This is a genomic window from Marinimicrobium alkaliphilum (assembly GCF_003259155.1).
GTDB classification, from domain to species: domain Bacteria; phylum Pseudomonadota; class Gammaproteobacteria; order Pseudomonadales; family Cellvibrionaceae; genus Marinimicrobium_A; species Marinimicrobium_A alkaliphilum.
In genome coordinates, this window is the sequence record NZ_QGMQ01000001.1 from 422918 (window position 1) to 447850 (window position 24933).

28 protein-coding genes are annotated in these 24933 nt (G+C 58.0%); 19 read left to right on the top strand and 9 right to left on the bottom strand.

Annotated elements, in window-relative coordinates; all coding sequences use genetic code 11:
- The first annotated feature begins 60 nt into the window (after window positions 1-60).
- Together DKW72_RS01965 and DKW72_RS01970 are read left to right on the top strand one after the other, a co-directional pair.
- Complete coding sequence (locus tag DKW72_RS01965) at window positions 61-1680, top strand: AMP-binding protein (RefSeq protein ID WP_111640622.1); 1620 nt, start codon at window positions 61-63, stop codon at window positions 1678-1680.
- Window positions 1681-1718: 38 nt separating this feature from the next.
- On the top strand, window positions 1719-2888 hold the full coding sequence (locus tag DKW72_RS01970) for a patatin-like phospholipase family protein (RefSeq protein WP_111640623.1): 1170 nt from the start codon (window positions 1719-1721) through the stop codon (window positions 2886-2888).
- A 30-nt stretch (window positions 2889-2918) separates the two neighbouring features.
- Here the strand turns inward: DKW72_RS01970 and DKW72_RS01975 are convergent, their stop codons facing one another.
- Both DKW72_RS01975 and DKW72_RS01980 read right to left on the bottom strand, forming a co-directional pair.
- Window positions 2919-3425, bottom strand: a complete 507-nt coding sequence (locus DKW72_RS01975; protein ID WP_111640624.1) for a DUF934 domain-containing protein — start codon at window positions 3423-3425, stop codon at window positions 2919-2921.
- Window positions 3409-5073 (bottom strand): nitrite/sulfite reductase, encoded by a 1665-nt coding sequence (locus DKW72_RS01980; protein WP_111640625.1) that lies wholly within the window; start codon window positions 5071-5073, stop codon window positions 3409-3411. Before DKW72_RS01980 ends, DKW72_RS01975 begins: the two co-directional genes overlap by 17 nt.
- A gap of 283 nt (window positions 5074-5356) precedes the next feature.
- On the opposite strand from DKW72_RS01980, the gene DKW72_RS16660 reads away from it, so the two are divergent.
- Together DKW72_RS16660 and DKW72_RS01985 are read left to right on the top strand one after the other, a co-directional pair.
- Complete coding sequence (locus DKW72_RS16660; protein WP_269777869.1) at window positions 5357-5482, top strand: hypothetical protein; 126 nt, start codon at window positions 5357-5359, stop codon at window positions 5480-5482.
- Between the two features lie 244 nt (window positions 5483-5726).
- Complete coding sequence (locus tag DKW72_RS01985; protein ID WP_157960363.1) at window positions 5727-6209, top strand: MarR family winged helix-turn-helix transcriptional regulator; 483 nt, start codon at window positions 5727-5729, stop codon at window positions 6207-6209.
- Window positions 6210-6216: 7 nt separating this feature from the next.
- Here the strand turns inward: DKW72_RS01985 and DKW72_RS01990 are convergent, their stop codons facing one another.
- The gene (locus tag DKW72_RS01990; protein ID WP_232522280.1) at window positions 6217-6453 is read right to left on the bottom strand and encodes a DUF2970 domain-containing protein; all 237 of its coding nucleotides are present in this window, start codon (window positions 6451-6453) and stop codon (window positions 6217-6219) included.
- 70 nt (window positions 6454-6523) lie between these two features.
- Here DKW72_RS01990 and DKW72_RS01995 point away from each other — a divergent pair, with 70 nt between their 5' ends.
- The 3 genes from DKW72_RS01995 to DKW72_RS02005 all read left to right on the top strand — a co-directional run bounded on the left by DKW72_RS01995 (window position 6524) and on the right by DKW72_RS02005 (window position 8709).
- Entirely contained in the window at window positions 6524-7198 is a 675-nt protein-coding gene (locus tag DKW72_RS01995) for an RluA family pseudouridine synthase (RefSeq protein ID WP_111640628.1), read from the top strand.
- Between the two features lie 61 nt (window positions 7199-7259).
- On the top strand, window positions 7260-8177 hold the full coding sequence (locus DKW72_RS02000) for a VOC family protein (protein WP_111640629.1): 918 nt from the start codon (window positions 7260-7262) through the stop codon (window positions 8175-8177).
- A gap of 88 nt (window positions 8178-8265) precedes the next feature.
- Entirely contained in the window at window positions 8266-8709 is a 444-nt protein-coding gene (locus DKW72_RS02005; RefSeq protein WP_111640630.1) for a YybH family protein, read from the top strand.
- A gap of 98 nt (window positions 8710-8807) precedes the next feature.
- Here DKW72_RS02005 and soxR read toward each other — a convergent pair whose 3' ends face one another.
- Window positions 8808-9284 (bottom strand): redox-sensitive transcriptional activator SoxR, encoded by a 477-nt coding sequence (gene soxR, locus DKW72_RS02010; protein WP_232522281.1) that lies wholly within the window; start codon window positions 9282-9284, stop codon window positions 8808-8810.
- Between the two features lie 87 nt (window positions 9285-9371).
- Here soxR and DKW72_RS02015 point away from each other — a divergent pair, with 87 nt between their 5' ends.
- On the top strand, window positions 9372-10061 hold the full coding sequence (locus DKW72_RS02015) for an MBL fold metallo-hydrolase (RefSeq protein ID WP_111640631.1): 690 nt from the start codon (window positions 9372-9374) through the stop codon (window positions 10059-10061).
- A gap of 39 nt (window positions 10062-10100) precedes the next feature.
- Here the strand turns inward: DKW72_RS02015 and DKW72_RS02020 are convergent, their stop codons facing one another.
- The gene (locus DKW72_RS02020) at window positions 10101-11234 is read right to left on the bottom strand and encodes an NAD(P)-binding domain-containing protein (RefSeq protein ID WP_111640632.1); all 1134 of its coding nucleotides are present in this window, start codon (window positions 11232-11234) and stop codon (window positions 10101-10103) included.
- Window positions 11235-11316: 82 nt separating this feature from the next.
- Window positions 11317-12012, bottom strand: coding sequence for a winged helix-turn-helix transcriptional regulator (locus DKW72_RS02025; protein ID WP_111640633.1), 696 nt, complete (start codon window positions 12010-12012; stop codon window positions 11317-11319).
- Between the two features lie 135 nt (window positions 12013-12147).
- On the opposite strand from DKW72_RS02025, the gene DKW72_RS02030 reads away from it, so the two are divergent.
- From DKW72_RS02030 to DKW72_RS02060, 7 genes are all read left to right on the top strand, one after another.
- Window positions 12148-12612, top strand: coding sequence for a nuclear transport factor 2 family protein (locus tag DKW72_RS02030; protein WP_157960364.1), 465 nt, complete (start codon window positions 12148-12150; stop codon window positions 12610-12612).
- Window positions 12612-13592, top strand: coding sequence for a Gfo/Idh/MocA family protein (locus DKW72_RS02035; RefSeq protein WP_198411183.1), 981 nt, complete (start codon window positions 12612-12614; stop codon window positions 13590-13592). The genes DKW72_RS02030 and DKW72_RS02035 overlap by 1 nt, the downstream gene beginning before the upstream one ends.
- A 2-nt stretch (window positions 13593-13594) precedes the next feature.
- A complete protein-coding gene (gene thpR, locus DKW72_RS16740) occupies window positions 13595-14131 on the top strand; it encodes an RNA 2',3'-cyclic phosphodiesterase (protein ID WP_111640636.1) in 537 nt (178 codons plus the stop codon).
- Between the two features lie 189 nt (window positions 14132-14320).
- Complete coding sequence (locus DKW72_RS02045) at window positions 14321-15349, top strand: TRAP transporter substrate-binding protein (RefSeq protein WP_198411184.1); 1029 nt, start codon at window positions 14321-14323, stop codon at window positions 15347-15349.
- Window positions 15350-15396: 47 nt separating this feature from the next.
- The gene (locus tag DKW72_RS02050) at window positions 15397-15879 is read left to right on the top strand and encodes a TRAP transporter small permease (protein WP_157960365.1); all 483 of its coding nucleotides are present in this window, start codon (window positions 15397-15399) and stop codon (window positions 15877-15879) included.
- Entirely contained in the window at window positions 15872-17167 is a 1296-nt protein-coding gene (locus DKW72_RS02055) for a TRAP transporter large permease (protein WP_111640638.1), read from the top strand. The genes DKW72_RS02050 and DKW72_RS02055 overlap by 8 nt, the downstream gene beginning before the upstream one ends.
- Window positions 17168-17219: 52 nt before the next feature.
- Entirely contained in the window at window positions 17220-18026 is an 807-nt protein-coding gene (locus tag DKW72_RS02060; RefSeq protein ID WP_111640639.1) for a DUF1961 family protein, read from the top strand.
- A gap of 9 nt (window positions 18027-18035) precedes the next feature.
- Here DKW72_RS02060 and DKW72_RS02065 read toward each other — a convergent pair whose 3' ends face one another.
- The gene (locus DKW72_RS02065; protein ID WP_111640640.1) at window positions 18036-18875 is read right to left on the bottom strand and encodes an SDR family oxidoreductase; all 840 of its coding nucleotides are present in this window, start codon (window positions 18873-18875) and stop codon (window positions 18036-18038) included.
- 148 nt (window positions 18876-19023) lie between these two features.
- Here DKW72_RS02065 and DKW72_RS02070 point away from each other — a divergent pair, with 148 nt between their 5' ends.
- On the top strand, window positions 19024-19404 hold the full coding sequence (locus DKW72_RS02070) for a winged helix-turn-helix transcriptional regulator (RefSeq protein WP_111640641.1): 381 nt from the start codon (window positions 19024-19026) through the stop codon (window positions 19402-19404).
- A gap of 90 nt (window positions 19405-19494) precedes the next feature.
- Here the strand turns inward: DKW72_RS02070 and DKW72_RS02075 are convergent, their stop codons facing one another.
- Entirely contained in the window at window positions 19495-20523 is a 1029-nt protein-coding gene (locus DKW72_RS02075) for a glycoside hydrolase family protein (protein WP_111640642.1), read from the bottom strand.
- 137 nt (window positions 20524-20660) lie between these two features.
- On the opposite strand from DKW72_RS02075, the gene DKW72_RS02080 reads away from it, so the two are divergent.
- From DKW72_RS02080 to DKW72_RS02090, 3 genes are read left to right on the top strand one after another with little or no spacing between them, the layout of a single operon-like run.
- Window positions 20661-21425, top strand: coding sequence for a (Fe-S)-binding protein (locus tag DKW72_RS02080; RefSeq protein ID WP_111640643.1), 765 nt, complete (start codon window positions 20661-20663; stop codon window positions 21423-21425).
- Complete coding sequence (locus DKW72_RS02085; RefSeq protein WP_111640644.1) at window positions 21425-22882, top strand: LutB/LldF family L-lactate oxidation iron-sulfur protein; 1458 nt, start codon at window positions 21425-21427, stop codon at window positions 22880-22882. Before DKW72_RS02080 ends, DKW72_RS02085 begins: the two co-directional genes overlap by 1 nt.
- The gene (locus DKW72_RS02090) at window positions 22869-23510 is read left to right on the top strand and encodes a LutC/YkgG family protein (RefSeq protein ID WP_111640645.1); all 642 of its coding nucleotides are present in this window, start codon (window positions 22869-22871) and stop codon (window positions 23508-23510) included. The genes DKW72_RS02085 and DKW72_RS02090 overlap by 14 nt, the downstream gene beginning before the upstream one ends.
- Before the next feature lie 118 nt (window positions 23511-23628).
- On the opposite strand, the gene DKW72_RS02095 is transcribed toward DKW72_RS02090, so the two are convergent.
- The gene (locus DKW72_RS02095) at window positions 23629-24921 is read right to left on the bottom strand and encodes a TIM barrel protein (RefSeq protein ID WP_111640646.1); all 1293 of its coding nucleotides are present in this window, start codon (window positions 24919-24921) and stop codon (window positions 23629-23631) included.
- Window positions 24922-24933 lie beyond the last annotated feature (12 nt).

A 24933-nucleotide genomic window follows, 5' to 3' on the forward strand; every position in this document is an offset into this window, starting at 1 on the left:
AGATGCGCCGGCCCCTGCCGGCGCTAACTTGTGCGCCAATAAAAACACAGGAGTCGATGCATGAGCGCTGATTACAATCGGACGGTCGTCGAGGTATTTGAGCAAGCCTGCAAACAGTATGCGGACAGTGCCGCCTTTACCTGCATGGGCCATACCTTGACCTATCGGGATATTGACCAACTGTCAGCGCGCTTTGCCAGTTATCTTCAGAACCATACGGCCCTCGAGCCCGGCGACCGCATTGCCGTGCAGTTGCCCAATGTACTGCAATACCCCGTGGCTGTGTTTGGCGCGATGCGTGCCGGGTTGGTGGTGGTCAATACCAACCCGCTGTATACCGCCCATGAGATCAAACATCAGTTGAAAGACTCTGGCGCCAAGGCACTGGTGGTGCTCGCCAATATTGCCAAGGCGGCGTCGGAGGTTATTAAGGATACCCAGGTCGAGCAGGTGATCGTCACTGAGTTGGCGGATCTGCACCCCCCGGTCAAACGTGTGCTACTCAACTTTGCGGTCAAGTACGTCAAGAAAATGGTGCCCCCGTTTTCCTTTGATGATCCGGTCGGGCTGCGTCAGGCGTTGGCGCTGGGCGAGCAAAAGGCTTTTAGCCCGGTCGCGGTGAAGCCCGAGGACGTGATCGTCCTGCAGTACACCGGCGGCACCACCGGCGTGGCCAAAGGCGCCATGCTCACCAACCGCAATCTGGTGGCCAACAAGATGCAGCTCTGTGAGCATCTGTCTGAGGCGTTGCGGGAGAACCAGGAGGTGTTTATCACGCCCCTGCCGCTTTACCATATTTATGCGTTTACGTTGCACTGTATGGCGGGCCTGTCCCTGGGTAGCCAGAGCGTGTTGATTCCCAACCCGCGCGATATTCCAGCCTTTGTCAAAGCCCTTCAGGGTGTACCTTTTACGGTCTTTGTCGGTCTTAACACCCTGTTCAATGCCTTGTGCCGCAACGAGGATTTCCTCAAGCTGGACTTTAGCAGCCTGCGGTTGACCTCCTCGGGCGGAATGGCACTGACGGCCGCGGCGGCGGAGCGCTGGAAGAAAGTGACCGGTTCGGAAGTGTGCGAAGGCTATGGTCTGACCGAAACCTCGCCCGTGGTCTGTGCCAACCAACCGGGGCGAATTCAGCTCGGCACCGTGGGCACGCCGGTACCGGACACCGAGTGCAAGGTCATCGACGAAGAGGGCAATAGCCTGCCTAATGGCGAGTCTGGTGAGCTGTGCACGCGCGGCCCTCAGGTCATGAAGGGGTACTGGCAACGCCCGGATGCAACCGCCGAGGCACTCGATAGCGAAGGCTGGTTCAAAACCGGCGATATGGCGGTTATTCAGGATGATGGCTACGTGAAGATTGTCGACCGCAAGAAAGACATGATCAATGTCTCTGGTTTTAAAGTCTTCCCGAACGAAGTGGAAGATGTGCTGTGTTCCCATGAGGACATTACCGAGGCGGCCGTGGTCGGGATTCCCGATGACGAGGGCAGTGAGGTCGTTAAGGCTTTTATCGTCAGTACCAACAAGGACCTGACGCTTGAACAAGTGCGCGAATTTGCCAAGACCAAACTGACGGCATACAAGGTGCCCCATCAGGTTGAGTTCCGCGATGAGTTACCTAAAACCAATGTGGGCAAGGTGTTGCGCCGCGAACTGCGTGATGCCGAACCCCAGTAGTGCCGACCTAGTATTGGCGCCGACGTAACGAGTTGACTATGAGCAGAGCGTTAATACTCTCTGGCGGTGGCGCCCGAGCCGCGTATCAGGTGGGCGTCTTGCAGGCCTTGGCAAAGATACTGCCTGCCAATGCGACCAATCCCTTTCCGATCATCTGTGGGACCTCCGCCGGCGCCATCAATGCCCTGGCCCTGGCTGCGCATCCGGGCAGTTTCCGGGAGGCGGTCACCACGCTTGGCAATATTTGGGACAATCTCACCGTTGATCAGATCTACCTGCACGGTTGGGGCGATATCTTTAAAGGTATGGGCCTGATCGGCATGTCGTTGTTCAACGAGGGGGTAGGGCGCCGTCGACCGCTGTCCATGCTCGACAATTCGCCGCTCTGGCACCTGCTGGGGACGGCGGTACGCTTTGAGAATATCGATAAAAATATTGCCAAAGGCAAGCTGCGCGCCGTGTGTGTGACAGCGCTGGGCTACAGTTCCGGGCAGTCGGTGAGCTTCTTTCAGGGGCATGAAAGCCTGACCGGCTGGGAGCGGCATCAACGGGTGGGCGTGCCCACGCGCCTGAAGCTCGAACACCTTCTGGCATCGTCCGCCATCCCGACCATTTTTCCCGCTGTGCGTATCAACCGGGAGTATTTTGGTGACGGGGCATTACGCCAGTTGGCACCTATCAGCCCGGCGCTCAATCTGGGGGCTGATTCGGTCTTTGTCATTGGGGTCAGCGGCAATCGCGAACTCGAACAGCCCGGTCGTCGGCGTCCGGTGCGGCATTCACCCTCAATGGCGCAGATCGTAGGTCAGTTGTTCAACAGCGCCTTTATCGACGCCTTGGAAGTCGACCTGGAGCATCTGGAGCGGGTGAATAAGCTGGTGCGCAGCCTACCCGAAGGCCAGGGGATTACTGACGCCACCGGCAAGCAGTTACGCGTGGTTGAGGATATGGTGATTTCACCGTCACGGGCGCTCGATGCGATTGCGGGGCGCAATGTCCGGTATTTGCCCAAGAGCCTGCGCTTCTTCCTTAAAGCCATTGGCGCCACCGCCAAGGGGGGTGGCGCGACCGCGGCCAGTTACTTGCTGTTTCACAACGGCTTTATCCGCGAATTAATGGAATTGGGATATCAGGACACCATGTGGGAGGCGGAGCGGCTGGAGCGTTTCTTCGCACTCAGTGATGCAGGCAGGAAAGTGGCTTCCTGACCGCCGGGCGGCGGCCAGGAAGCCTCAGGTTCAGGATGCGCGCCGGCGGAACAGCGGCAGTGGCTGGTCGACACTGGCCTGGTAGTATTCGCTGAAGTCGTGCAGCGACTGGGCGGCCTCCTCCAGGTTGATACTCTGATCCGCAAAAGCAAAGGCATTCACTCCGCAGCGACGGAGATAGCACAGCTGGTCGCGAATAAAATGCCCGACCGCGCGCAACTCGCCTTGAAAGTCATAGCGCTCGCGCAGCACCCGGGCAGTGGTAAAGGCCCGCCCGTCGGCAAAGACGGGGAAGTTGACCGCCACCAGCGGCAAGTGCGCAGCATCTTCACCCAGTTGATCCGCGGTTTCGTCGCTGTCGAGCCAGACGCCGACATCGGGGCGCTGGGCAAGCGTGTCCTTCTGCGCCTGCCAGACGCTCAGGGGGACGATCACCGCGCCGGTCGGCACCTCAGCCTCCGCAGGCTCGCCCTCGGGCTTTTCCAGTAGCGTCCAGGTATCGTCAATCACGGCGCCGTCTTTAACTAGCTTTGGCATATACACGCTCCTTGAAAGGGGCCACGCCGATGCGGCGGAAGGTATCGATAAACAGCTCGTCGCCGTTGCGGTTGTCCACATAGACGTCGATGATCTTCTGGACGACCTGGGGCATTTCCTCGCTTTTGAAGGCGGGGCCGAGCACCGCGCCCAGGGAGGCGTCGTTGGCGGCGTTGCCACCGAGCTGAACCTGGTAAAACTCCTCGCCTTTTTTGTCCACACCCAGAATACCGATATGGCCCACATGGTGGTGGCCGCAGGCGTTCATGCAACCGGAAATGTTCAGGTCGATATCGCCCAGATCGTAGACGTAGTCCAGGTCATCAAACTGGCGCTGGATGGCCTCGGCAATCGGGATTGATTTGGCGTTGGCGAGGGAGCAGAAGTCGCCGCCGGGGCAGGCGATAATGTCGGTCAGCGTGCCAATGTTCGGGGTCGCAAAGCCGGCGACCTTGGCTTTTTGCCACAGGGCGTAAAGATCGGCCTTTTTGACATCCGCCATCACAATGTTTTGCTCGTGAGTGGTGCGGACTTCACCAAAACTGAAGGCGTCGGCCAGGTCGGCGATCACTTCCAGTTGCTTGTCGGTCACATCCCCGGGCGCTACGCCGGTCGGCTTGAGGGACAGGGTCACCGCCGCATAGCCCGGCTGCTTGTGGCCGCGCACGTTGCGCTGCAACCACTTGCCAAAGGCCACGCTCTCGGCGGCCTGGGCGTCCAGCGCCTGCTGTGCTTCGCCGTCGTCCAGCACCTCATAGGCGGGCTCGGTAAAGTAGCTCTTGGCGCGCGCGATCTCGTCCTCAATCAGGGTGTTGTAGCCGTCTTTGAGGTGTGCCCACTCAGCGTTGACCTTCTCGGCAAACACTTCGGGGGTCATGGCTTTTACCAGAATCTTGATGCGTGCCTTGAACTTGTTGTCCCGGCGACCAAACTGGTTGTAGATCCGCAGAATGGCTTCCAGATAGGACAGAATGTGCTCCTGGGGCAGAGCTTCACGAATCAGGCTGCCGATAACCGGCGTCCGGCCCAGGCCGCCACCAACGTACACGTTGAAGGCGGTTTTGCCTTCGCTGTCGCGCACCAGCTGGAGGCCGATATCGTGCACCTGAATGGCGGCGCGATCACGCTCAGAGCCACTGACGGCGATCTTGAACTTGCGCGGCAGGAAGGCGAATTCCGGGTGAAAGCTCGACCACTGACGGAGAATCTCGCAGTAGGGGCGGGGATCAATCACCTCGTCCTCGGCGATGCCGGCAAACTGATCGGAGGTGATGTTGCGGATGCAGTTGCCGCTCGACTGGGTGCAATGCATCTCCACCTTGGCCAGTTCGGCCAGGATGTCCGGCACTTCTTCCAGCTCCGGCCAATTGAGCTGGATGTTCTGGCGGGTACTGACGTGGCAGTAGCCCTTGTCATAGGTGCGCGTGATATGGGCCAGGGTACGCAGCTGTGTGCTATTGAGCATACCGTAGGGCACGTTGATGCGCAGCATGGGCGCCAGGCGCTGAATATAGAGGCCGTTTTGCAGGCGCAGCGGCAGAAAATGCTCGTCGGGGATGTCGCCAGCGAGGTATCGGCGCGTCTGGTCCCGGAACTGGGCGACCCGCTGGCGCAAAATTGTATGATCGTGGTCGTCGTAGATATACATAAAGGCTCGTTTCACTCCGTCAGGAAGCCGCGCAGCATACACGAAATGCCGCCTGATCGCGAGTATCAGGCGGCTTTCGAAGGGTGTCGGGGGCTCTCAATGTGACCGCCAAGATACCAAGATCAGCCGCCGCTGAGAACGATTGTTTTGCGCTAAATCGATGCGTTTTGGTTATATTGGTGGCGTAAAAGACTTGTCATCACTCTACAGAATGTGTTTAAAATTCCGCCGGACATGACCTTTCCATCCTGCCGTACTAAAAGACCATGAGGGGATAAAAATAATGACTGAAGAATTTGAAAGTCATCAAGAATCACCGGATACGATTGCCGACGCCGTTGCCGCTGTGGCACTGATCGCTGTTTTTGTTGCAACCTGCATCTTCTGGATTGCCAGCCAGGGTGCCTAACGCACTGTATTCTGCTTGCTGCTAGCCCGCTGAGGCTGATGCCGTTCGGCTAAGCCTCTCTCGTCATTTTTTCTGACTCTGACTGTATCCCCCACCGCATTAACATCCTCCCCTGAATGAGCTTTCATAGCGCTTGGATTGGAATGCAAGGCAAGGTTGCAGGCGCAACTATTGTCTCGACAAGTGATCTGTGTCACACTTTTGACGATTCATGACATTTCGTGGGCAGTATCGAGGTAAAACGATGGAAAAGGCACGCAGTCTGCAGCAATCCGGCTTTCACCTGCACAACAGCTTCGGTTTTTGGATTTCCCGCCTGTCGAATCTGATGAAAGAAGAGTTCAATCAGCAACTTGAGGCCTATGACGTCACCTGGCCTCAGTGGATGACCCTCAACGTCCTGCACCACCAGCTTGCCCGCACCCCCGCCCAGATTGCCGACAATATCGGTGTTGATCGCTCGGCTGTGACCCGTCTGCTGGATCGTCTGGAAGCGAAGGGCTTTATTGAGCGGGTACACGAAGGCTTGGATCGGCGCTCGGTCACCATTTTCATGACCAAGGCGGGTGAGCAGCTCATTGAACAGCTCAACAGCGCCGCTGCTGAGCATCAAACCCGGTTTTTAAGCGAGCTGCATCCGACTGAACTGCGAGCCTTCAAAGGCAATATCCAAAAGTTGCTGCGCGCCGGTGGGGTGGAAACCCTGAATCTCTGGAAGCACGTTTAAGCGCGCCTTAGAGTGCGCCTGCGCTGCGCAGAATAAAGCGCACCAGAAGCACCATCAGCACCACAAACACCGTGGTGAAGATGACCCCGGCGGCCATGTAAATATAGATATTGCCGCCGGTAAAATCCCGCTCCCGGTTCTTGTTGCTCTGCACGCCGAAGGCCGCCGCCAGGGTACTGAAAATAATCTGCCCAACACTGGGCTTTGAATGTGGTTCGCGCTGGTCGCGCTCGTCGTCGGTCATCATCATACTCCCCGTTGTGTCGGCTATAATGCCTGTTTTCAGTCACCGACAAAAGCCCCGAGAGAACCTCATGAGCCAGGACCCGAGCCAGCTGATCCACCTGCCAGCCACCGCGGAGCCGGTCACCCTGTTGGCGGAAACCCGCGACTACCTGCTGGTCGACAAGCCCGCGCGGCTGCTCAGCGTCCCGGGGCGCAACCCGCTCAACAGCGACTGTGTGATCGCGCGTCTGCACCTGGAATTCCCCACGGCTGCGATCGTCCACCGCCTGGACTACGACACCTCGGGGATCATGGTAGTACCGCTCAACAAGCGGGCGCTGTCCGAGATCAGCCGCCAGTTCCAGCAGCGCAGTGTGAGCAAAGAATACCAGGCGGTGGTGCGCGGCCTGATTGCCCGGGACGAAGGCCACATCGACCTGCCGATCGCCCCCGACCCGGAGGCGCGCCCCAAATGCAAGGTCTGCTACGCGACCGGCAAACCGGCGCAAACCGACTACCGCGTGCTTGAACGCGACCGCGAGACCAACACCACCCGTGTCGCCCTGTTCCCGGTCACCGGCCGCTCTCACCAACTGCGGTTACATCTGGCGGCCATCGGTCACCCCATCCTGGGCTGCGACTTCTATGCCGGTGAGAGCGATCGCGCCGCCGCGCCGCGCCTGCTGCTGCATGCCAGGCGCCTGTGTTTTACCGACCCCTTTTCCGGGCAATCGGTGAGTGGAGAAAGTGCGCTACCCTTTTAGGTCGAAATGGGAGCTTCCCGTTCGATTAGGTAAGGCCTATTGCCCATTCTGGAGACCCGTCATGACCGAGATTAAGCAGAAAATCGTGCCCCATCTGTGGTTCGACAGTGAAGCAGAAGACGCAGCGGAGTTTTATTGCTCAGTCTTTCCCGACTCGAAAATCACCAACGTGACCAGGCTACACAATACGCCCTCGGGCGATTGTGATGTCGTATCTTTTGTACTGTGGGGGCACGCGTTTATGGCGATAAGCGCCGGGCCTCTGTTTACCTTCAATCCGTCAGTTTCTTTTATGGTGAACTTCGATCCGTCGAAAGACAGGAATGCGAGAGCGCGAATAGATGCCGTGTGGGAAAAGCTCTCCGAGGGCGGAGAGGTGTTGATGCCGCTGGATGCTTATCCGTTCAGCGAACGCTATGGCTGGATTCAAGACAGGTATGGGTTGTCGTGGCAGCTTATCCTCACCGACCCCGAAGGCGAAGAGCGACCGGTCATCATCCCGTCGCTGCTGTTTGTCGGAGACGTCTGCGGCAAGGCGGAGGAAGCCTCCGATTTTTACTGCTCAGTGTTCGAAAGTGCCGCCCGTGGCGAACTGGTGCGTTATCCGGCCGGTATGGCGCCAGACCGGGAGGGCACCGTGATGTTCACCGATTTTACATTGGAAGGGCAGTGGTTCGTTGCTATGGACAGTGCCCGCGAGCACGATTTTGCCTTTAACGAAGCCATTTCCTTCGTCGTGAACTGTGAAGATCAACGGGAGATTGACAGGTTGTGGGGCAAGCTCTCAGCCATCCCGGAGGCAGAGCAGTGCGGATGGCTCAAGGACAAATACGGCCTCTCATGGCAAGTGGTACCCAGTGCCCTGAACGATATGCTGCAGGACGACGCTGAGACGGTGGAGCGCGTGACCCAGGCGTTTCTCAAGATGAAAAAATTTGATCTTGCGGAGTTACAAAGGGCGCGTGACAAAACGCCATGAGGGGCAGTTGTCGAAATCCTCTCGCCCCAATCGATTAGCGATACGTTCTGTTGGAACGTATCGACTGACATTGATTCTGGAGGCCACTATGACCGACACCAAACACCACGAAACTGCACTTCGCACGCTGATACAACAATGGGTCGACGCCACCTGCAAAGGGGATCTGGATGCAGTGATGGCGTTGTACACACCGGATGTGGTTGCTTTTGATGCCATTGGCGCACTGCAGCACAAAGGCGTCGACGCCTACCGTCAACACTGGGAGATGTGCCTGTCGTTTATGCCGCCGGGCGGCGAAATGATTATGGAACCGCACGAAGTGACCGTCAGCGTTGGTGGCGACATCGCCTTTGCCCACTACGTGAGCCGGTGCGGCTGCATTGACGATAAAGGTGAGCAGCAAATAGGGTGGTTGCGCGCCACCGTGTGCTGTCGCAACATGCCCGAGGGCTGGCGGATCGTGCACGAACATTACTCCAGTCCGTTTGACCCGCAGACGATGAAAATCGCGGAAGATCTCGCGCCCTGAGAGGCTCAAGCCGTGCTGACCAGTAAACGCCCTCCCATCGGGGGGGCGGGTAGTGGTGGGTCAATACCGTCTCGTGTCAGCAGGGCAGACGGCACCCATTAAGCCTGTTCCAGTACAACCGCTCCCGGACCATAGGACGCCGCCTGATCGTTCGGGTTTTGCAGCGGGCAGCATTCCATCGACAGGCAGCCGCAGCCGATACACTCATCGAGTTGATCGCGCAGCAATATCAGCCGCTCAATACGCCGTGTCAGATCGGCTTGCCAGGAAGAGGACAGGGCGTGCCAATCTTCGGTGGTGGGTGTGCGCCGTTTCGGCAGCGATGACAACGTCGTGGCGATATCCGCCAAGGGAATTCCCAGCTGTTGCGCGGTTTTTATCACCGCAACCCGCCGCAACATATCCCGGGGGTAGCGCCTTTGTCCGCCGGCATTGCGGGCACTGCTGATCAGGCCCTTACTTTCATAAAAGCGCAGCGCAGAGGCTGTAATGCCGCTGCGCTTGGCGACCTGCCCGATGGTCAGGGCGCTGCCTTCAACATGACAGCCCGTGCTTGTGTCATCGCCTTTTTTCACAATGTCTCTCCGATCCTCTTGACTTAAACAATACTTTAAGTTTTAGGGTGGTGGCTGTCAACTCGACAAGCAACCAAGGAGACTGTCATGAAACAAATTTATCCGGACCTGTGGGAAACAGAAAGTTATAGTCCGTTTTCCGGATTAAAAACGCACGCTTATTTGCTAACGCGTCCTGATGGCAATGTCCTTTTTTACAATACCGGGCACACCAGTGAAATCAGGAGCTTGGCGGCCCGTGGTGGCGTTGCCCGCCACTACCTGAGCCATGAGGACGAGCTAGGGGAAACCCTGAACGATATCGCCGATATCTACGGTGCCGAGCTGTGGGGCCACGAAGCGGAGGCGGAAGCCTTCGCCAAGGTGCGATCTCCCGACCGCTATATCACGGAGAAAGCCACGCACCTCGGTAATATTGAGGTGATCCCAACACCGGGCCACAGTGCGGGTAGCACCTGTTTTCAAGTTCATTCACCCACGGGTAAGGTCTATTTGTTCACTGGCGATACGCTGTTTTTAGACCGCAGTAATCGCTGGACAGCGGGTTTTATCAAAAGTGTTCACTCGGAAGCTGATCGACGGGTGCTCGCGCAAAGCTTGCGGGTGCTGCGCGACTTGCGGCCAGATGTGGTGTTTGGGAGTGCCTACACAGGCAAGCACGGGTTCGAACCTGTGACCGAGAAAAGCTGGCCCGTCAAAGTTGATGAGGCTATTGCCCGGTTACTGGGGGACGAAACACACGTGCCGTCGAAAGTTGAGACTTACGCAGGCATCTGATGATGAACAGTCCCCGCTGATTCGGCAGTAGGCGCGGCCCTACACCATCCGGGCCGCGACCTCACCCGCGATATAGCGGGCGTCCCGCGGGGCGCCCAAGATAATGCCGGAGCTGAAACTGTGCAAAAAGCGCAGGCCCAGAAAGTACAATCCCGGTACCGGGGTCACACCGCGAATATGCGACGGGCGCCAGTGCTGATCAAACAGGGGTATATCAATCCAGTGAAAGTCACGGCGCCACCCCGTGGCCCAAATGATGACATCGGGCGATACCCTGGTGTCATCGGCCAGGGTCAGGGCGGCGCCTTTGGCGCCGGTTACGCGCTCTGCCAGGGTAAAGCCGTGCTCCGTTGCCAAGGTCTCCAGGGGTGGGCCACAGGAGGCATCGCCATCCTTTGCGCCCATTTTTGTGGCCACCGGTGTGCCCACAGGCATGTCCCAGACGCCCAGTCGTTTCATCCACCACATCAAATCGGCTTCCAGCTGGAGTTCGGCGTCGCTCAATGTGACTTCGGGGCCATCGAGGTTTTTGTAGATGTTCAGAAATGCGGCGCCGGTCAGTCGACGGGGCAATCGCGGGTTGCTGCCCTGGGCCAGGGTCACCGAGTGGCGGCTGGCCAGGTCACTGGCGATCTGTACGCCCGAGTTGCCTGAGCCCACCACCAGAATCCTGGCGCCGGCGGCGAACTGCTCCGGGTTGCGGTATTCGCCGGAGTGTACCTGCTCAATACCCGCAGCCACCTGTGGCGCGCACGCGGGAACATTGGCGGTTTGAAAGGGCCCTACGGCCACGACTACCTGCCGGGCGATCCAATCACCCTGATTCGACCTGACCTCAAAGCGCCCATCGGGGCGCTTTCGAACCCGCTCTACGGTGACGCCCAAGCGCAGGGGCGTGTTGTGGGTGCGCACAAAACGTTCGTGGTAGCGGATGTTGTCCCGGCGGGTGACAAAGCTGTGGGGGTCGCGGCAGTCCTCCATGCCCGGCAGGGAAAAGGTAATCCAGTTGGGCGTGATCATGTTCATATGATCCCAGCGCCTATGCCAGGCTTCGCCGATGCGTTGGCCGCGCTCCAGCACCTGGTGCTCGATACCCGCACCTTGCAGGTAATAGCTCAGAGACAGGCCGCACTGGCCGCCCCCGATAATGACAACATCGATTTCTGTATCCATCGCCAATCGCCTCGCAGGTTATGGGAGGGTCTTTCAGCTTAAAACCGGGCCGGGTGGGTGGCAACTACAGAATCTATAGTGATCAGGTCGGCAGCGTTATCGGTCGCTGGCGGGGGGTGCCCGCGACCGGGCTGAGCTGGAGCCAACCGGGAAATGCCTGGCACAGGTGTTGCGCGCCCTGCAGTCGCAGTTTGTCCTCGCGAATGGCCTGCGCCAGGGGCAGATCACCGAACCAGATCCAGGTCAGGGTGCGACTGTCTGTGGTGGCCACCAGGTCAACGTCAAAGCCGGGGTTGGTGATACACAAGTCGACCCCCTGACGGTCACCCACCAACCAGCGACGTTGCTTGAAGGCGGGTTGGTCGACAAACAGAAATTCAATGACCGTGCGTGTCAGCGGTAACTTGTTGAGCGCCATGCGCCGATGCATATCCCAGACTATGAGATCCGGGTCGGCACGATCCTGGCTGAGGGTGGCGGGCAGCCAGCGCTTGCCCCAGTGGGCCAACTGCTCAATGATGGGGATCAGCTCCGTACCCGCTTCAGTCAGGCAGTATTCCACGCGGGTATCGATAGTCTGCCGCTCAACAATACCGGCCCTCTGCAAGGTGGTGAGTCGTTTGGAAAGCAGTGCGGGGGAGATCCGGGGCACACCGTGATGAATATGGTTGAAGCGCCGGGCACCCAGAATCAGCTCCCGTAAGATCAGGGGTGTCCAGCGCTCGCCGACAATTTCCGAGGCCAGCGCCAGGGGGCAGAATTGACCGTAGCCTTTCATCGCTGGGCCCTCCTGTGGGTGGTTCTTTTGAGCTTAGCGCGAGCAGGGGGGCAGGGCAACCTGATGACGCACGGATGGACAAGCGTAGCCGAATAGGCGATGCTTCGGGCTATAAAGCACAACGTGGAGAGAGACATGAAAAAAAGTGCAATAGCGATTGTTTTTTCGATGGTCAGTAGTGTGGTCTATGCCGCTGAATGCCTGGAGCCGCAGGCGCTGAAGCGCTTGGACCAACAGTACGAACAGGCCCTCAGGACCGGTGATCCAACCTTTATGGCGCAGTTGCTCGCAGAGGACTTCGTGTGGGTGCATAACCTTGTCAGCAGTACCGAGGACAAAGCGACCCTGGTAGGACGACTCGGGGAGGGTCACAGGGCGCCCCTGGCGCGACGCTCGGAAGATGTGAAATACCGGCGTTTAGACAATACCGCGGTATTGTCGGGCTTTACCACCGTCGAGCAGGCCGCGCGCACCGAAGGCGGGCCAGTGCGCGGCAACAAATACCACTTTATGCGAACCTATGTGGCTGTGGATGGCGAATGCCAGCTGCTGGCCAACCAGACGATGAAGGTGTGGAGCTCAGAAGAAGAGGTTCAGTGATGCGCTATGTGATAGTCGGCACTGGCAATATCAGCAGCACCTACGTCAACGCCTTGAGTGCGCTGCCCGAGAGCACGCTGGTGGGCGCGGTGTCGCGCGCCGGTCGGGCGCTCAAGGTGGCCCCCGAAATACCGGTTTGGCCGACCCTCGGGGCGGTGGATAGCGCGTTTGATGCGGTGATACTGGCAACCCCTAACGGTTTGCATCACCAGGGTGCGATTGAGGCGGCGTCGCTGGGCAAGCACGTACTGACCGAGAAGCCTCTGGATATCAGTATCGAAGCCATGGACCGGATGACCGAGGCCTGCCGCACGGCGGGCGTGATGCTGGCTGTCTGCTTTCAGCGCCGCACCCGTCCCGATAATCAGGCGGTCAAGGCCCTGGTTGCGAAGGGGGCTTTTGGGCGTATCTATGCTGTGGACCTGGCCGCGAAATTCTATCGCGACCAAAGCTACTACGACAGCGGTGACTACCGCGGCGGTCTGGCCCTGGATGGGGGCGGGCCGTTTATGCAGCAGGCGTGTCACAACCTGGATATCTACACCTGGTTGTTTGGGTTGCCGCGCCAGATCGTGAGTATGCTGGAAACCTTCGCACACGCCATTGAGGCCGAAGACCACGGCGCCGCCTTGATGCGTCACGAGGATGGCATGATCGGCACGGTGGTGGCCTCCACCGCCGCCAAGCCGGGCTTCGCCGCGCGCATGGAAGTGCATACCGAGCGTGGCAGTTTTACCCTTACCGACGATGTGATTACCCAGTGGGACGTGGATGGGGTGGAAAACCCAAGCGTCCCCGGGGAGCACTATCACCACGACGGCGCAACCAGCGCGGCGGTCACCGACACCAGTGCCCATGAAGCCATAATCGAAGATTTTGAAGCCGCCGTTCGCGAGAACCGCGAGCCACTGGCCGGCCCGGACTCTGCGAGGAAGACTACTGAGCTGATTCTGGATATCTATAAACACCGCTTACGTTGACAATGCCGCGCCTCTTCATTGCCATAGAGCTGCCTGACGCTGTCACAGCCGAGCTTGGCGCTCTACGCGAGCCCGGCCTCAAGGCGCGGTGGCTGGAACCGGCGCAGATGCATTTGACAGTGAGCTTTTTGGGGGATCTGGACGATGGGGTTAGTAGTGATCGTCTGAGTAGAGCACTGGAGGGGGTGGCCATTGAGCCCTTGAGCGTGCAGGTGCAAGGTGTCGGCTGCTTTGGCCCTGCTGATCAGGCTCGGGTGCTTTGGGCTGGTGTCGGCCCCATCGGGCCGCTCGTTGAGTTGAAAGGGAAGGTTGACCGGCGATTGGCAGCTGCAGGCTTATCGACCGATAACCGGGCATATCGGCCGCATATAACCCTGGCCCGATTCGGGCGCGGTGGTGGTGACGTGGGGGCGCTACTGTCACGCCACAAGATCTTCAGCCTGCCGCCTTTCGGTGTTAGTCACGTTGCGCTTTTCCGTTCCTTTCTTCAGCCTGAAGGCTCACGCTACACGGTGATAAAGCGGTTTAATCTCAACTGAATGTTTTGAGGTCAGAGAGTCTGAGCGGCTCCGCACGGCGATAATCCAGAAATAATCCCCCTATATATTTCATTTAATCATTTTGTGGGTTAGAATTGCACAAATATGATCGAAAATGACTTAATTTGATGTAATGAGGTGCCTGTTCACCGTGGGCGCCCATTTACGCGACGCAGTAGGCCAATAATAATGACCGCTCTTGCCAAATCGTCCCATACCTTGAAAGTGATGCTTTGCGCCGTCGCTGTCATTTCGGCAGCGCTTGCCGCCCTCATAATTTCCGCCGTGGGGTCCGGTACCTCTCGGGGCACTACGCTCTTTGTGGCCTACGCCCAGAACAGTCAACCGGTCATCGATGCGTTACACCTGCTGGGCGAGCGGATTGAAGAGAAAACCGATGGCGAGGTGAACGTCCGTTTTTTTCCAGACAGCCAGTTGGGCGGGGAGCGTGAGCTGGTTGAGCTTCTGCAAGTCGGCGCCGTTGATATCACCAAAGTGTCTGCGGGCCTGATGGAGAGTTTTTCGCCGATATACGGCGTCTTTTCCATGCCCTTTCTCTTTGAGGATACCGAGCATTTTTATCGCGTTATGGACGATCCTGAGATCATGGCGCCGATCTATGCGTCGACGCAACAGAACGGCTTTGTCGGGATGGGCTACTACGACTCCGGCTCACGCAATTTTTACGTCAAGGATCGGCCTATTCGCTCGTTGGACGACCTGCAGGGTCGGCGAATTCGGGTGATGCAAAGTGCCGGTGCCATCGAGATGATGCGCTTGCTCGGCGCTACGCCGGTGGCGATGGGGCAGGCAGAGGTTTACACCGCGATGCAACAGGGCATTCTTGACGGTGCCGAGAACAATGAATTTGCTTTGACGATCGCACGGCACGCCGAAATTGCCAAGTATTACACCTATACCATGCATACGCGTATCCCGGATGTGGTTCTGATCAGCGCTATGGCACTGGAAAAGCTGACAGACGATCAGAGAACAGCCGTCTATGAAGCCATGGAAGAGTCCATCGAATTTCAGAAGCTGGCGTGGAATGAGGCGGTCGAGGCGACTCGCCAGCTCGCCATCAATGACTTCGGCGTGGATTTTATCGACGTTGATCGCGCCCCTTTTCTGGCGGCAGTTAAGCCCATCTATGAGGACTTGAAGGAGTATCCCGGTCATCATGAACTTTATCTTCAAATCAGGGCGATGGCTGACTGATTCCCGATACTGACGCGGAGTAACCTATGCTCAATTCGGTTCGAAACATGCTAGACCGTGCGGTCGAAGTGGTGTGTAGCTTATGGTTACTGGCCATGGTTGCCATGACCTGTTGGCAGATCATCAGTCGTTACCTATTGGGATCTCCCAGCACCTATACCGAAGAATTTCTGCGCTTTTCTCTGGTGTGGGTGTCCATGATTGCCATGGCGTATGTCGCCGGCTTGCGCAAGCATGTCAGTTTCACCCTGTTTTCGGACAAGGCATCGGTGCAGTGGCAACGCTACTGGCAAGTTCTGATTGAGCTGGCTTTTCTGGCTTTCGCCATTTTCATTCTGATCCAGGGGGGCTATAAAGCCACCAGTATCACCATGAACCAGGTATCGCCTTCGCTGGGCCTGCCGATGGGTTATATCTATTCGGCATTGCCCTTGGCAGGTGCCATTCTGGTCGTATACAGCGTGTTGAACTGTATTCAGTTACTGACCGAGGAAGTGACTCCTCACGAGGAGATCCCCGAAGATGTTTGATGCTGCATTTATACTGATGGGAACATTTGCCTTGTTGCTGGTACTGGGCGTTCCCATCGGTATCTGTATCGCTGTGTCATCGGTGATCACCATCGCATCGGTATTGCCGATGGATGTTGCGCTTTTTACCACGGCGCAAAAGATATTCTCCAGCCTCGATAGTTTCTCCCTGTTGGCAGTGCCATTTTTCATTTTGTCGGGGGTTATTATGAACTCCGGGGGCATTGCCATGCGTCTGGTGAACTTTGCCAAGCTTTTCAGTGGGCGCATTCCCGGTTCGCTGTCGCACACCAATATCGCCGGGAATATGATGTTCGGGGCGATATCGGGCTCGGCGATCGCGGCCTCCACCTCTATCGGTGGGGTTATGGTGCCGATGAGCGTCAAAGAGGGGTACCGCAATTCGTTTGCCGCTGCCGTCAATATCGCTTCTGCGCCCACGGGGATGCTTATTCCCCCCACAACGGCCTTCATTCTTTATGCCTTGGCCAGTGGTGGAACCTCTATTGCCGCGCTGTTTGCGGGCGGCCTGGTGGCCGGTGTGCTCTGGGGGGCAGGGTGTATGCTCGTCACCTACGTGATCGCGCGCCGGCGAGGATACCGCTCCGTGAACCTGTTGGAGAAGGGGGTCGCTTTGCGGGTCACCCTGCAAGCCCTGCCCAGCCTGCTGCTGATTATTGTCGTGGTGGTCGGTATTATTGCCGGGGTCTTTACCGCCATTGAGGCCTCTGCCGTGGCAGTTGTCTACACCGCCTTTCTGACCATGGTGGTCTATCGCACGGTGTCCTTTCGTGATCTGCGAGAGATTCTCATCAAATCATTGATCATGACCGGGATCATCATGTTTCTCCTGGGGACATCGTCCGCCATGTCCTTTGCGATGGCAATCACGGGGTTGCCGGCGGTGATCAGTAATGTCATTCTCGGGCTCTCCGACAATCCCATCATGGTATTGCTGATTATCACCGTGTTCCTGTTGATTATCGGGACCTTTATGGATATTGGCCCGGCCATTCTGATTTTTACCCCCATCCTTTTGCCCATTGCCTTGAAAATTGGCGTGGACCCGGTGCACTTTGGCGTCTTCATGGTCTACAACCTGTGCATCGGCACCATCACGCCACCCGTCGGCAGTGGCCTTTACGTGGGTGCCAGTGTTGCCAACGAGAAAGTTGAGAAAATACTGCCTTCACTGATGCCGTTCTATGGCGTCATTGTTCTGGTGCTGATTCTGGTTGCGCTGGTTCCGGAAGTTACCCTGTTCTTACCAAGGTTGCTGGATTTGTAGCGCGTGCTCGACGCATCCTAAACGGTAGATTTTTGAGAAAGAGGAGCTTGTTATGAAAACCTTGCGCCTGTGGCGGGGGCTGGCTATTGGCCTGAGTGTGTGTGCTGCCCTGGCTGGCTGTAGCGGTACCGACAATCCGGAGCTTTCCGAGCGAAGTGCATCTTTGGCGGTGAAAGCTGAGCGGGTCGTGGCACAGGTTGAGCCTGACCATCACTATCCATTGGTGGATGCGAGCGATACGGCTGGGTGGGTCATGGAAGGGGACGCCCGGGTTGTGTTCAGCGATGGCTGGATGGAAATGTTCTCGCCCGAGCAGGCTGCGCATCATGTCTATTGGTTGGATAAAGATTTACCTGAGAGCTTTATCGCGACGTGGGAGGTGCAGAACCTCGCGGTGGAAGCGGGTTTGCTGATTGTATTCTTTGCGGCCATGGGCGCCGACGGTGAAGACATCTTTGACCCGAGCTTGCCAGCGCGCGATGGCACCTTTACCCAGTATACCGAGGGCGACATTAAAAGTTACCACATTTCCTACTACGCCAATGTGGAGCATGAGCCGGGGCGCAGCCACGCGAATTTGCGTAAGAACAATACCTTCAGTTTGCTGCAGAGCGGTGCCGACGGTATTCCCACCCAGTCAACCGATGTGCATCAGCTGACGTTGATCAAGGCCGACAATCATATTCAGATGTTTGTGGATGATCGGCTGGTCATCGATTATGTGGATGACCAGCCGGTGGTCGAGGGCGTAGATACCGGGCCGGCACTGGGGGCGGGTAAGTTGGGCTTACGGCAAATGCAGTGGAGCCATTTTCGGTACCGCGATTTGAAAATCTGGGATCTTACCCCTCACCTTTAGCCCGCTTTTTCAACCTGAAAAGAGCGCTGCATAGTCATTCGCGTAGGTCTGCAGGGACCGCGGCGCTTGTCCGGTCAGTGCTTCGACATCCCCGGTAACCACAGCCGTCCAGCCTTCGCGCACGGGATAGTAGATCGATGCCAGTAACTCGGCATATTCATGAGGCACGCCGGCGTCGGTCATCAGGCCGATGAAGGTCGCGTCGTCCACCGCCGTGTAGGTAATTTCCCGACTGGCCACTTCGGACAGGATTGCCGCCGCCTCGCCGTAGCTGAGTGCCTCTGGCCCGGTGAGGTTGAAGGCCTGGCCGTCGAAGCGGTCGCTGGTGAGCGCGGCGGCTGCGCTGGCGGCGATATCGCGCACGTCGATAAAGCTGGATTTGCCCTCGCCGGCGGGCACCGCAATCACGCCCTGCTTGATGCCCGCAAGCCAGTAGGTATGAAAGTTGTCCGAAAACCAATTCGGGCGCAAGATGACGAAGGGCGTGCCGCTGCGCTCCAGTAACAGCTCGACCTGCCGGTAGGGAATGTTATCGTCGGCATCGACACCGAGAACCGACTGCATGACTACCTTTACCCCGCGTTCGGCGGCTGCCTCGATAATTGGCTGCAACAGCTCGATGACATTGACATAGCCCCCCGAAAGCATCACATAGGCCCGGTCCACGCCTTCGAAGGCGGCGTCAACACTGGATTGATCTGTGTAGTCAAAGCGCACTGCCTCGGCCCCCTCAACCGGCGTAGCATGGCGCGACGCCGCCTTGACCTGCTCACCCGCGGCAACCAGCTGTTGTACCAGAGGGGTGCCCACATTGCCGGTAGCACCCAGCACCAAAATTTTCCCCGTCATTGTCATCTCCACTCACGTTAATAGTGGGTTTCTAAAAGAAACCAGGTATATGGTGGAAACAAGGTATAATATTGGGTGATCGCTGTGAAGAAGGCACTTTTACGTTAGCAGGTTACCACCGGGAAACCACCATGAGCGGAGTTACAACATGAAACATGCCTATGATGTCTACGCACAAGCCTGCCCGACGAGGGTGGTGCTCGACCGTCTGGCGGACAAGTGGATTGTGCTGATTCTAGGGCTGCTGGGCGAGCAACCCATGCGCTTCAATCAGCTGCGACGCGAGATTCAGGGGGTGTCGCAGAAGGTCTTGTCCCAGGCGCTGAAAAAGCTTGAGCGCGACGGCCTGGTTCACCGGCAGGCCTTTGCCACTGTGCCCGTGACGGTGGAGTATTCCATCACCCCGCTGGGGCGCTCGCTGGCCTCCACGGTCTCGGAGCTGGCGCGTTGGGCAGAGGCAAATATTGAGTCGGTAATAGCGGCGCAGCAAAGTTACGACGCAGCAGAGTTGCGACGCGGCGAATCTTGATGCTGAGACTTGAGCTGCCAGAATCTTGCGCCGTTTCGGTAAATCCTTTGTGAAACCTATATAGCCAGCCGTTCGCACTGGCCGATCCAGTTAATCGGCCAGCGGGCAGCCGCTATATCCCAGTTGCGTTAACAGCTCTGCCGGTGCCGGGAAAATTGAGCCGTGGCGCATCCGCTCTGGTGTGCCTTCGTCAGGGAAGTGCATCTGCTCGGAGACATCCTCCCAGTGCTCCATGTCATAGGAGCGCAGCGCGCCGTAACGGCGGTCGATATAGGCGTCGTAGTAAATGATGGCGGCGTCGCCAATCTGAATCCCGCTTGGCCCCTCTACCCATAAGCCCTCCGGGCTGATCGGCGCACTGAGCTCGCCGAATGGCCCGGTGTAGCTGTCGGCGGTGGTGACCTGAAAATATTTTTTGGGCGGGAAGCGGGTCTCGTCCTTGATCACAAAGTAGAGCTGGTCTTCAAAGCGCATAAAAGTGGCGTCAATCACGCTGAATCCCGGGTCGTAGAAGACCTCGGTGGGCGCAAAGGTGTCGAAGTCCCGGGTCTCGGTGTAGTAGATCCGGTGATTGAGCTCGTCTTCCGACGAAGCGCGTGTTTCCGGGAAGGCGTCGGGAATGGTGGAAGCCCAGAAGATCAGAAACCGGTCGTTGTCTGCGTCGTAACTGATCTCCGGAGCCCAGGTGTTGCGCACGCTGGGTTCGTGGGCCATTACCGGCAGCATGCGCTGCTCGGACCAGGTGATAAAGTCCTGTGTCGAGGCGTAGCCGATATGGTTCTCATGCCACCCGGTGGTCCAGACCATGTGGTAGGTGCCGTCCGCGCCTTGCGCGACGCTGGGGTCGCGCATCAGTTTGGCGTCGCCGATGGCCGGGGTGAGCAGGGCGCCATCGCGCTCGACCTTGGACCAGCAATAGCCATCGGTGCTGGCCGCCAGGTATAGGCCGGACGCGCCATTTTGGGTAAAGTAGGTGAACAGGTAGCCGTCACTGACGTCTGGCGCCGGGCTGGCGCAGCCGGCGACAATCGCCAGGCTGGCCCAGAGGCCGATCCGCCGGGTCCGGAGGTTGCCTTGAGGCACGAGTAGCCGAAGGTGGCGTGGGAATGAGAACAACATAGTGACAGGGATCCTTGTGGTTATTCGATCAAATCAATCATAATTAGTCATTTTCAATTATAAGTGATCATGGTAGGATGTTCCAGTCGGGTAACCATCATTTAAAAACCCAGTGATTCAAAAAAATAAGGTGCGCCATGAGCCTCGAGGTCAAGCTTTACCCCTCCAAGCCTGAAAAAGTCTATTTGTACGGCACCTGCCTGGTTAATTCCTTCAGCCCGGAAACCGGGCTGGATGCAATCGCATTGCTGGAGGCTGAAGGCCTGGAAGTACTCTACCCTGAGGGCCAGACCTGCTGCGGCCAGCCAGCCTACAACGCAGGCTACGCCGATGAGGCGCTCAAGGTGGCCCAGAGTCAGATGGCGCTCTTTCCCGGTGATTGGCCGATTGTGATTTTGTCGGGTTCCTGCGGTGGCATGATGCGCAAGCACTACCGGGAACTGGCGCCCGAGGACGATCAAGTGGCGGCGTTTGCGCGCCGGATTTTCGAGTTCAGCGAATTTTTGGTGCACTGCCTGCAAGTGCAATTGGTGGATCGGGGTGAGCCCGAGTCGGTGACCTTGCACACCTCCTGCTCCGGTCGACGCGAGCTGGGGATTCACGACACAGGTGTGGCGCTGTTGTCCCAGTTGAGTCGGGTCGATTTGGTGGAGCACGCCTACGCTACGGAATGTTGCGGTTTTGGCGGCACCTTTTCGGTCAAGCAGGCCGACATTTCCTCGGCCATGGTGGCGGATAAGGGCCAGCACCTGAACGACACCGGTTGTCGTCGCTATGTCAGCACCGACTGGGGCTGCATGCTCAATATCAACGGCCACCTGGAATACGCCCAGCGCGACCTGCGCGGGCTACATCTGGCCTCTTACCTGCGCGAACGTACCAAGTTGGAGGGAGCAGAATAATGCACTCGACCCCCACCGCTTTTAAAGCCCAGGCCAAGGCGGCCCTGGCCGATCCGGTGATTCGGCAGAACTTTCGCGGCGCCATGGATTTCTTGCGAGGCAAGCGCCAAGGGGTATTTCCCGAGCAGGCGGAATTCAAAGCGTTACAGGCCTGCGCGGAGACCATCAAACAGCAAGCCCTGGACGACTTGCCACAGCTGTTGGAGTTGCTCGAGCAAAACTGTACCCGCAACGGTATTCAGGTGCACTGGGCGGAGTCTGCCCAGGAGGCCAACGAGATTATTGATGGCCTGATCGATCAGCACGACGGCACTCAGGTGGTCAAAGGTAAATCGATGGCCACCGAGGAAATCGAGCTGAACGATTACCTGGGCGCGCGCGGAAAGGACTGTATTGAAACGGATATGGGCGAGTACATTGTGCAGTTGGCGGGCGAGCATCCGTCGCACATCATCATGCCTGCAATTCACAAAAATGCCGAAGAAATCGGCCAGCTGTTTCACGAGAAAGTCGCGGGCGTGGACTACACCACCGATGTGGATACCCTGATCAATATCGGCCGTACTCAACTGCGCGAACGCTTTATGGCTGCGGATATCGGTATCACCGGGGTCAACTTTGCCGTGGCCGAAACCGGCACCTTGTGCCTGGTGGAGAACGAGGGCAACGGGCGCATGGTGTCCACGGTGCCCTCGGTACACATTGCGGTGTCGGGGATCGAAAAGGTGATTGCGTCGCTGCAGGATACTCCGCCACTGTTGAGCCTGCTCACACGCTCGGCCACCGGCCAGATCATTACGACCTATTTCAATATGATTTCCGGGCCGCGCGGCTACGGCGAAGCGGAGCGCGATGGCCCGAAAGAGGTACATCTCGTACTGATCGACAACGGGCGTACTCAGGCCTATGCCGATGAGCAGTTCCGCAAGACGCTCTCCTGTATTCGCTGCGGTGCCTGTATGAACCACTGCCCGGTGTACACCCGTATTGGCGGCCATGCGTATGGTACGGTTTACCCCGGTCCCATCGGGCAGATTATCTCGCCGCACTTGCTCGGCCTGGAGCAGACCAACGATCTGCCCACAGCCTCGTCCTTATGTGGCGCTTGTGAAGAAGTGTGCCCAGTCAATATCCCGATTCCGAACCTGCTGCAGCGTCTGCGCCGGCAGTCCAACCTGGGGCGTGAGGCCAGCACCGGAATTCGAGGCGCGGGTTCAGCCCGCTCGGGCCTGGAGGCACTGGTCTGGAAGAGCTGGCGCTGGGCGTGCTGTCGGCCTTGGGCTTATGGCGTGGTGACTCGCGTTGTGGCCTTGGCGCGGCCGCTGCTGGGCCTGGTAAAAACCCCCTGGAACAAAGGCCGGGCGACACCGCGGCCGGCGCCCAAGACCCTGAACCAACTGTTAAAACATCGAGCCACCGGGTCGAACCGGACGGGAGGCGCCCATGGCAACCACTAAGGCCAAAGCGGCCATCCTCAACAAACTGCGTGCGGCCTCGAGCGGCGCGGTAGATGCAGCGCCGGTGAGTGCAGCGCCCGCAGTGCCCACGCTGGTCGACCCGCTCGAGCACTTTGTCAGTTTGCTTAAGGCCAATCATGCCCAAGTGATTCAGTGCGAAACGGCGCGCTTGCAAACCGTTGTGACTGACGTGCTGCGAGAGCAGGGCGCCACCCGCGTCATTGCCGCCGAGCGGGTGTTGGCTGAATTCCCAGAGTTGACTCAGGTAGCCGAACCTTTACCGCCGGGCACGATGGAAGATTGGAAAGAACAGTTATTTAACGAGGTGGAGGTGGGGATTACCAGTGCTCACTGCGCCCTGGCGGCGACCGGTACGTTGGTGCTGCGCCCCGGTGCCGACGAACCCAGAAGTCTGTCGCTGGTGCCGCCCTGCCATATTCTGCTTTTGCGTGAGCAGACGCTTTACAACGACCTGACGCACGCCATGGTCGATCAGCGGTGGGCCGAGCAGATGCCCACCAATATGCTGCTGGTGTCTGGCCCTTCTAAAACCGCTGATATTCAGCAGACGTTGGCTTATGGTGCCCACGGCCCCAGAACCCTGGTGGTGATCATTCTTCCTCAGTGAGTGAGCTTCTCCTCGCTCTGCTTGCGCACAGCGCCTTATGGCCTTGTGCGTTTTTTTTTGGCCATAAAAAAGGCCCGCCGTGCGCAAAAGCAGGGCGGGCCAAGGGAGAATGACGGGGTTACACGATACCGGAACCGCTGGCGTTGGGATCGCGCGGACGCGCTTTGCTTGTAGTCTTGCGGTAGTTGGCGGCGCGGTAGCTGATCAACGGCTCAATGGCCGCGCCCTTGCGGTAGCGGGCCATGGCCAGAATGGGCGACACATCCAGATTGAAGGCATTCTTCAATTCACAGGAGGCCATCATGGCGTCGTTGGCGTCCTGATGGGAATAGAGCGCCTCACGATCCACAATCAGCGCCTTGATATAGGAGCGCTGCACTTCAATGGCCGAGTTCACCAGGCTTTCGATGGGGTCAGTCACGTTGTGAGACTGATCCAGCATATAAGCGGGATTGAATTCCGGTTGATTGCGGTAGTCGGCGTCCACCAATTCATTGAAAATCAGGAACTGCTGGTAGGGGTGCAGCGAACCGCTGTCCAGGTCGTCGTCGCCGTACTTGCTGTCATTGAAATGAAAGCCACCCAACTTCTTGAATTGAATCAGACGCGAGACAATCATTTCAATGTTGGTGTTGGGGGCATGATGACCCAGGTCCACCAGGGATTTACATTTCGGACCCAGGTGCATGGCGGCCAGGATGTTGCTGCCCCAGTCCTGGATGACAGTGGAGTAAAAGGCCGGCTCGAACATCTTGTGTTCCAGGTGCATCTCCCAGTCGTCAGGCAGGCCTTTGTAGATCTCTTCGGCGCTGGCCAGGTAGCGCTCAAAGGCGCGCTGGAAGTGCTGCTGGCCCGGGTGGTTGGAGCCGTCGCCCACCCACACAGTCAGGCTCTTGGCGCCCAGCTGTTTGCCATACTCAATGCAATCCAGGTTGTGCTGAATGGCGAGCTCGCGCGACGCTTTCTGGGTGTTGCTCAAGCTGCCGTACTTGTAGGTCGCTGTTTGGCCGGGCTGATCCTGAAAGGTGTTGGAGTTGACCGATACCCACTTCAAACCATAGCTGTCGGAGGCCTGCTTTAGCTCGGAAAAGTCGCTGACCCAATCCCAGGGAAAGTGCGGTGAGATGCTGTCGGTACAGCCGGACAGCTCGTTGATGACTGCACAGTCTTCAATTTTTTCGAAGATGTTGCGCGGCTCGCCTTCGCCCGGGAAACGCGCGAAGCGGGTGCCGCCGGTTCCCGTGCCCCAGGAGGGCACGGCAATCTGAAATTCGGCGGCCGCTTGGGTAAGCTTTTCAATCGCGATGCCGTTGCGGCTCAGCTTTTCTCCGAGAGCAGCGTAATCCCGCTCCAGGTCGGCCAGCTCGTGTTGGTTGTGCTCTTCAATCAGTTCTGCATTCAATCGTTTCATCGTTATTCTACC

What these genes read in the sequence shown, in the direction of transcription:
- DKW72_RS01965 (WP_111640622.1), top strand. Translation starts at nt 61, where the DNA reads ATGAGCGCTGATTACAATCGGACGGTCGTCGAGGTATTTGAGCAAGCC.
- DKW72_RS01970 (WP_111640623.1), top strand. Translation starts at nt 1,719, where the DNA reads ATGAGCAGAGCGTTAATACTCTCTGGCGGTGGCGCCCGAGCCGCGTAT.
- DKW72_RS01975 (WP_111640624.1), bottom strand. Translation starts at nt 3,425, where the DNA reads ATGCCAAAGCTAGTTAAAGACGGCGCCGTGATTGACGATACCTGGACG.
- DKW72_RS01980 (WP_111640625.1), bottom strand. Translation starts at nt 5,073, where the DNA reads ATGTATATCTACGACGACCACGATCATACAATTTTGCGCCAGCGGGTC.
- DKW72_RS16660 (WP_269777869.1), top strand. Translation starts at nt 5,357, where the DNA reads ATGACTGAAGAATTTGAAAGTCATCAAGAATCACCGGATACGATTGCC.
- DKW72_RS01985 (WP_157960363.1), top strand. Translation starts at nt 5,727, where the DNA reads ATGGAAAAGGCACGCAGTCTGCAGCAATCCGGCTTTCACCTGCACAAC.
- DKW72_RS01990 (WP_232522280.1), bottom strand. Translation starts at nt 6,453, where the DNA reads ATGACCGACGACGAGCGCGACCAGCGCGAACCACATTCAAAGCCCAGT.
- DKW72_RS01995 (WP_111640628.1), top strand. Translation starts at nt 6,524, where the DNA reads ATGAGCCAGGACCCGAGCCAGCTGATCCACCTGCCAGCCACCGCGGAG.
- DKW72_RS02000 (WP_111640629.1), top strand. Translation starts at nt 7,260, where the DNA reads ATGACCGAGATTAAGCAGAAAATCGTGCCCCATCTGTGGTTCGACAGT.
- DKW72_RS02005 (WP_111640630.1), top strand. Translation starts at nt 8,266, where the DNA reads ATGACCGACACCAAACACCACGAAACTGCACTTCGCACGCTGATACAA.
- DKW72_RS02015 (WP_111640631.1), top strand. Translation starts at nt 9,372, where the DNA reads ATGAAACAAATTTATCCGGACCTGTGGGAAACAGAAAGTTATAGTCCG.
- DKW72_RS02020 (WP_111640632.1), bottom strand. Translation starts at nt 11,234, where the DNA reads ATGGATACAGAAATCGATGTTGTCATTATCGGGGGCGGCCAGTGCGGC.
- DKW72_RS02025 (WP_111640633.1), bottom strand. Translation starts at nt 12,012, where the DNA reads ATGAAAGGCTACGGTCAATTCTGCCCCCTGGCGCTGGCCTCGGAAATT.
- DKW72_RS02030 (WP_157960364.1), top strand. Translation starts at nt 12,148, where the DNA reads ATGAAAAAAAGTGCAATAGCGATTGTTTTTTCGATGGTCAGTAGTGTG.
- DKW72_RS02035 (WP_198411183.1), top strand. Translation starts at nt 12,612, where the DNA reads ATGCGCTATGTGATAGTCGGCACTGGCAATATCAGCAGCACCTACGTC.
- thpR (WP_111640636.1), top strand. Translation starts at nt 13,595, where the DNA reads ATGCCGCGCCTCTTCATTGCCATAGAGCTGCCTGACGCTGTCACAGCC.
- DKW72_RS02045 (WP_198411184.1), top strand. Translation starts at nt 14,321, where the DNA reads ATGACCGCTCTTGCCAAATCGTCCCATACCTTGAAAGTGATGCTTTGC.
- DKW72_RS02050 (WP_157960365.1), top strand. Translation starts at nt 15,397, where the DNA reads ATGCTAGACCGTGCGGTCGAAGTGGTGTGTAGCTTATGGTTACTGGCC.
- DKW72_RS02055 (WP_111640638.1), top strand. Translation starts at nt 15,872, where the DNA reads ATGTTTGATGCTGCATTTATACTGATGGGAACATTTGCCTTGTTGCTG.
- DKW72_RS02060 (WP_111640639.1), top strand. Translation starts at nt 17,220, where the DNA reads ATGAAAACCTTGCGCCTGTGGCGGGGGCTGGCTATTGGCCTGAGTGTG.
- DKW72_RS02065 (WP_111640640.1), bottom strand. Translation starts at nt 18,875, where the DNA reads ATGACGGGGAAAATTTTGGTGCTGGGTGCTACCGGCAATGTGGGCACC.
- DKW72_RS02070 (WP_111640641.1), top strand. Translation starts at nt 19,024, where the DNA reads ATGAAACATGCCTATGATGTCTACGCACAAGCCTGCCCGACGAGGGTG.
- DKW72_RS02075 (WP_111640642.1), bottom strand. Translation starts at nt 20,523, where the DNA reads ATGTTGTTCTCATTCCCACGCCACCTTCGGCTACTCGTGCCTCAAGGC.
- DKW72_RS02080 (WP_111640643.1), top strand. Translation starts at nt 20,661, where the DNA reads ATGAGCCTCGAGGTCAAGCTTTACCCCTCCAAGCCTGAAAAAGTCTAT.
- DKW72_RS02085 (WP_111640644.1), top strand. Translation starts at nt 21,425, where the DNA reads ATGCACTCGACCCCCACCGCTTTTAAAGCCCAGGCCAAGGCGGCCCTG.
- DKW72_RS02090 (WP_111640645.1), top strand. Translation starts at nt 22,869, where the DNA reads ATGGCAACCACTAAGGCCAAAGCGGCCATCCTCAACAAACTGCGTGCG.
- DKW72_RS02095 (WP_111640646.1), bottom strand. Translation starts at nt 24,921, where the DNA reads ATGAAACGATTGAATGCAGAACTGATTGAAGAGCACAACCAACACGAG.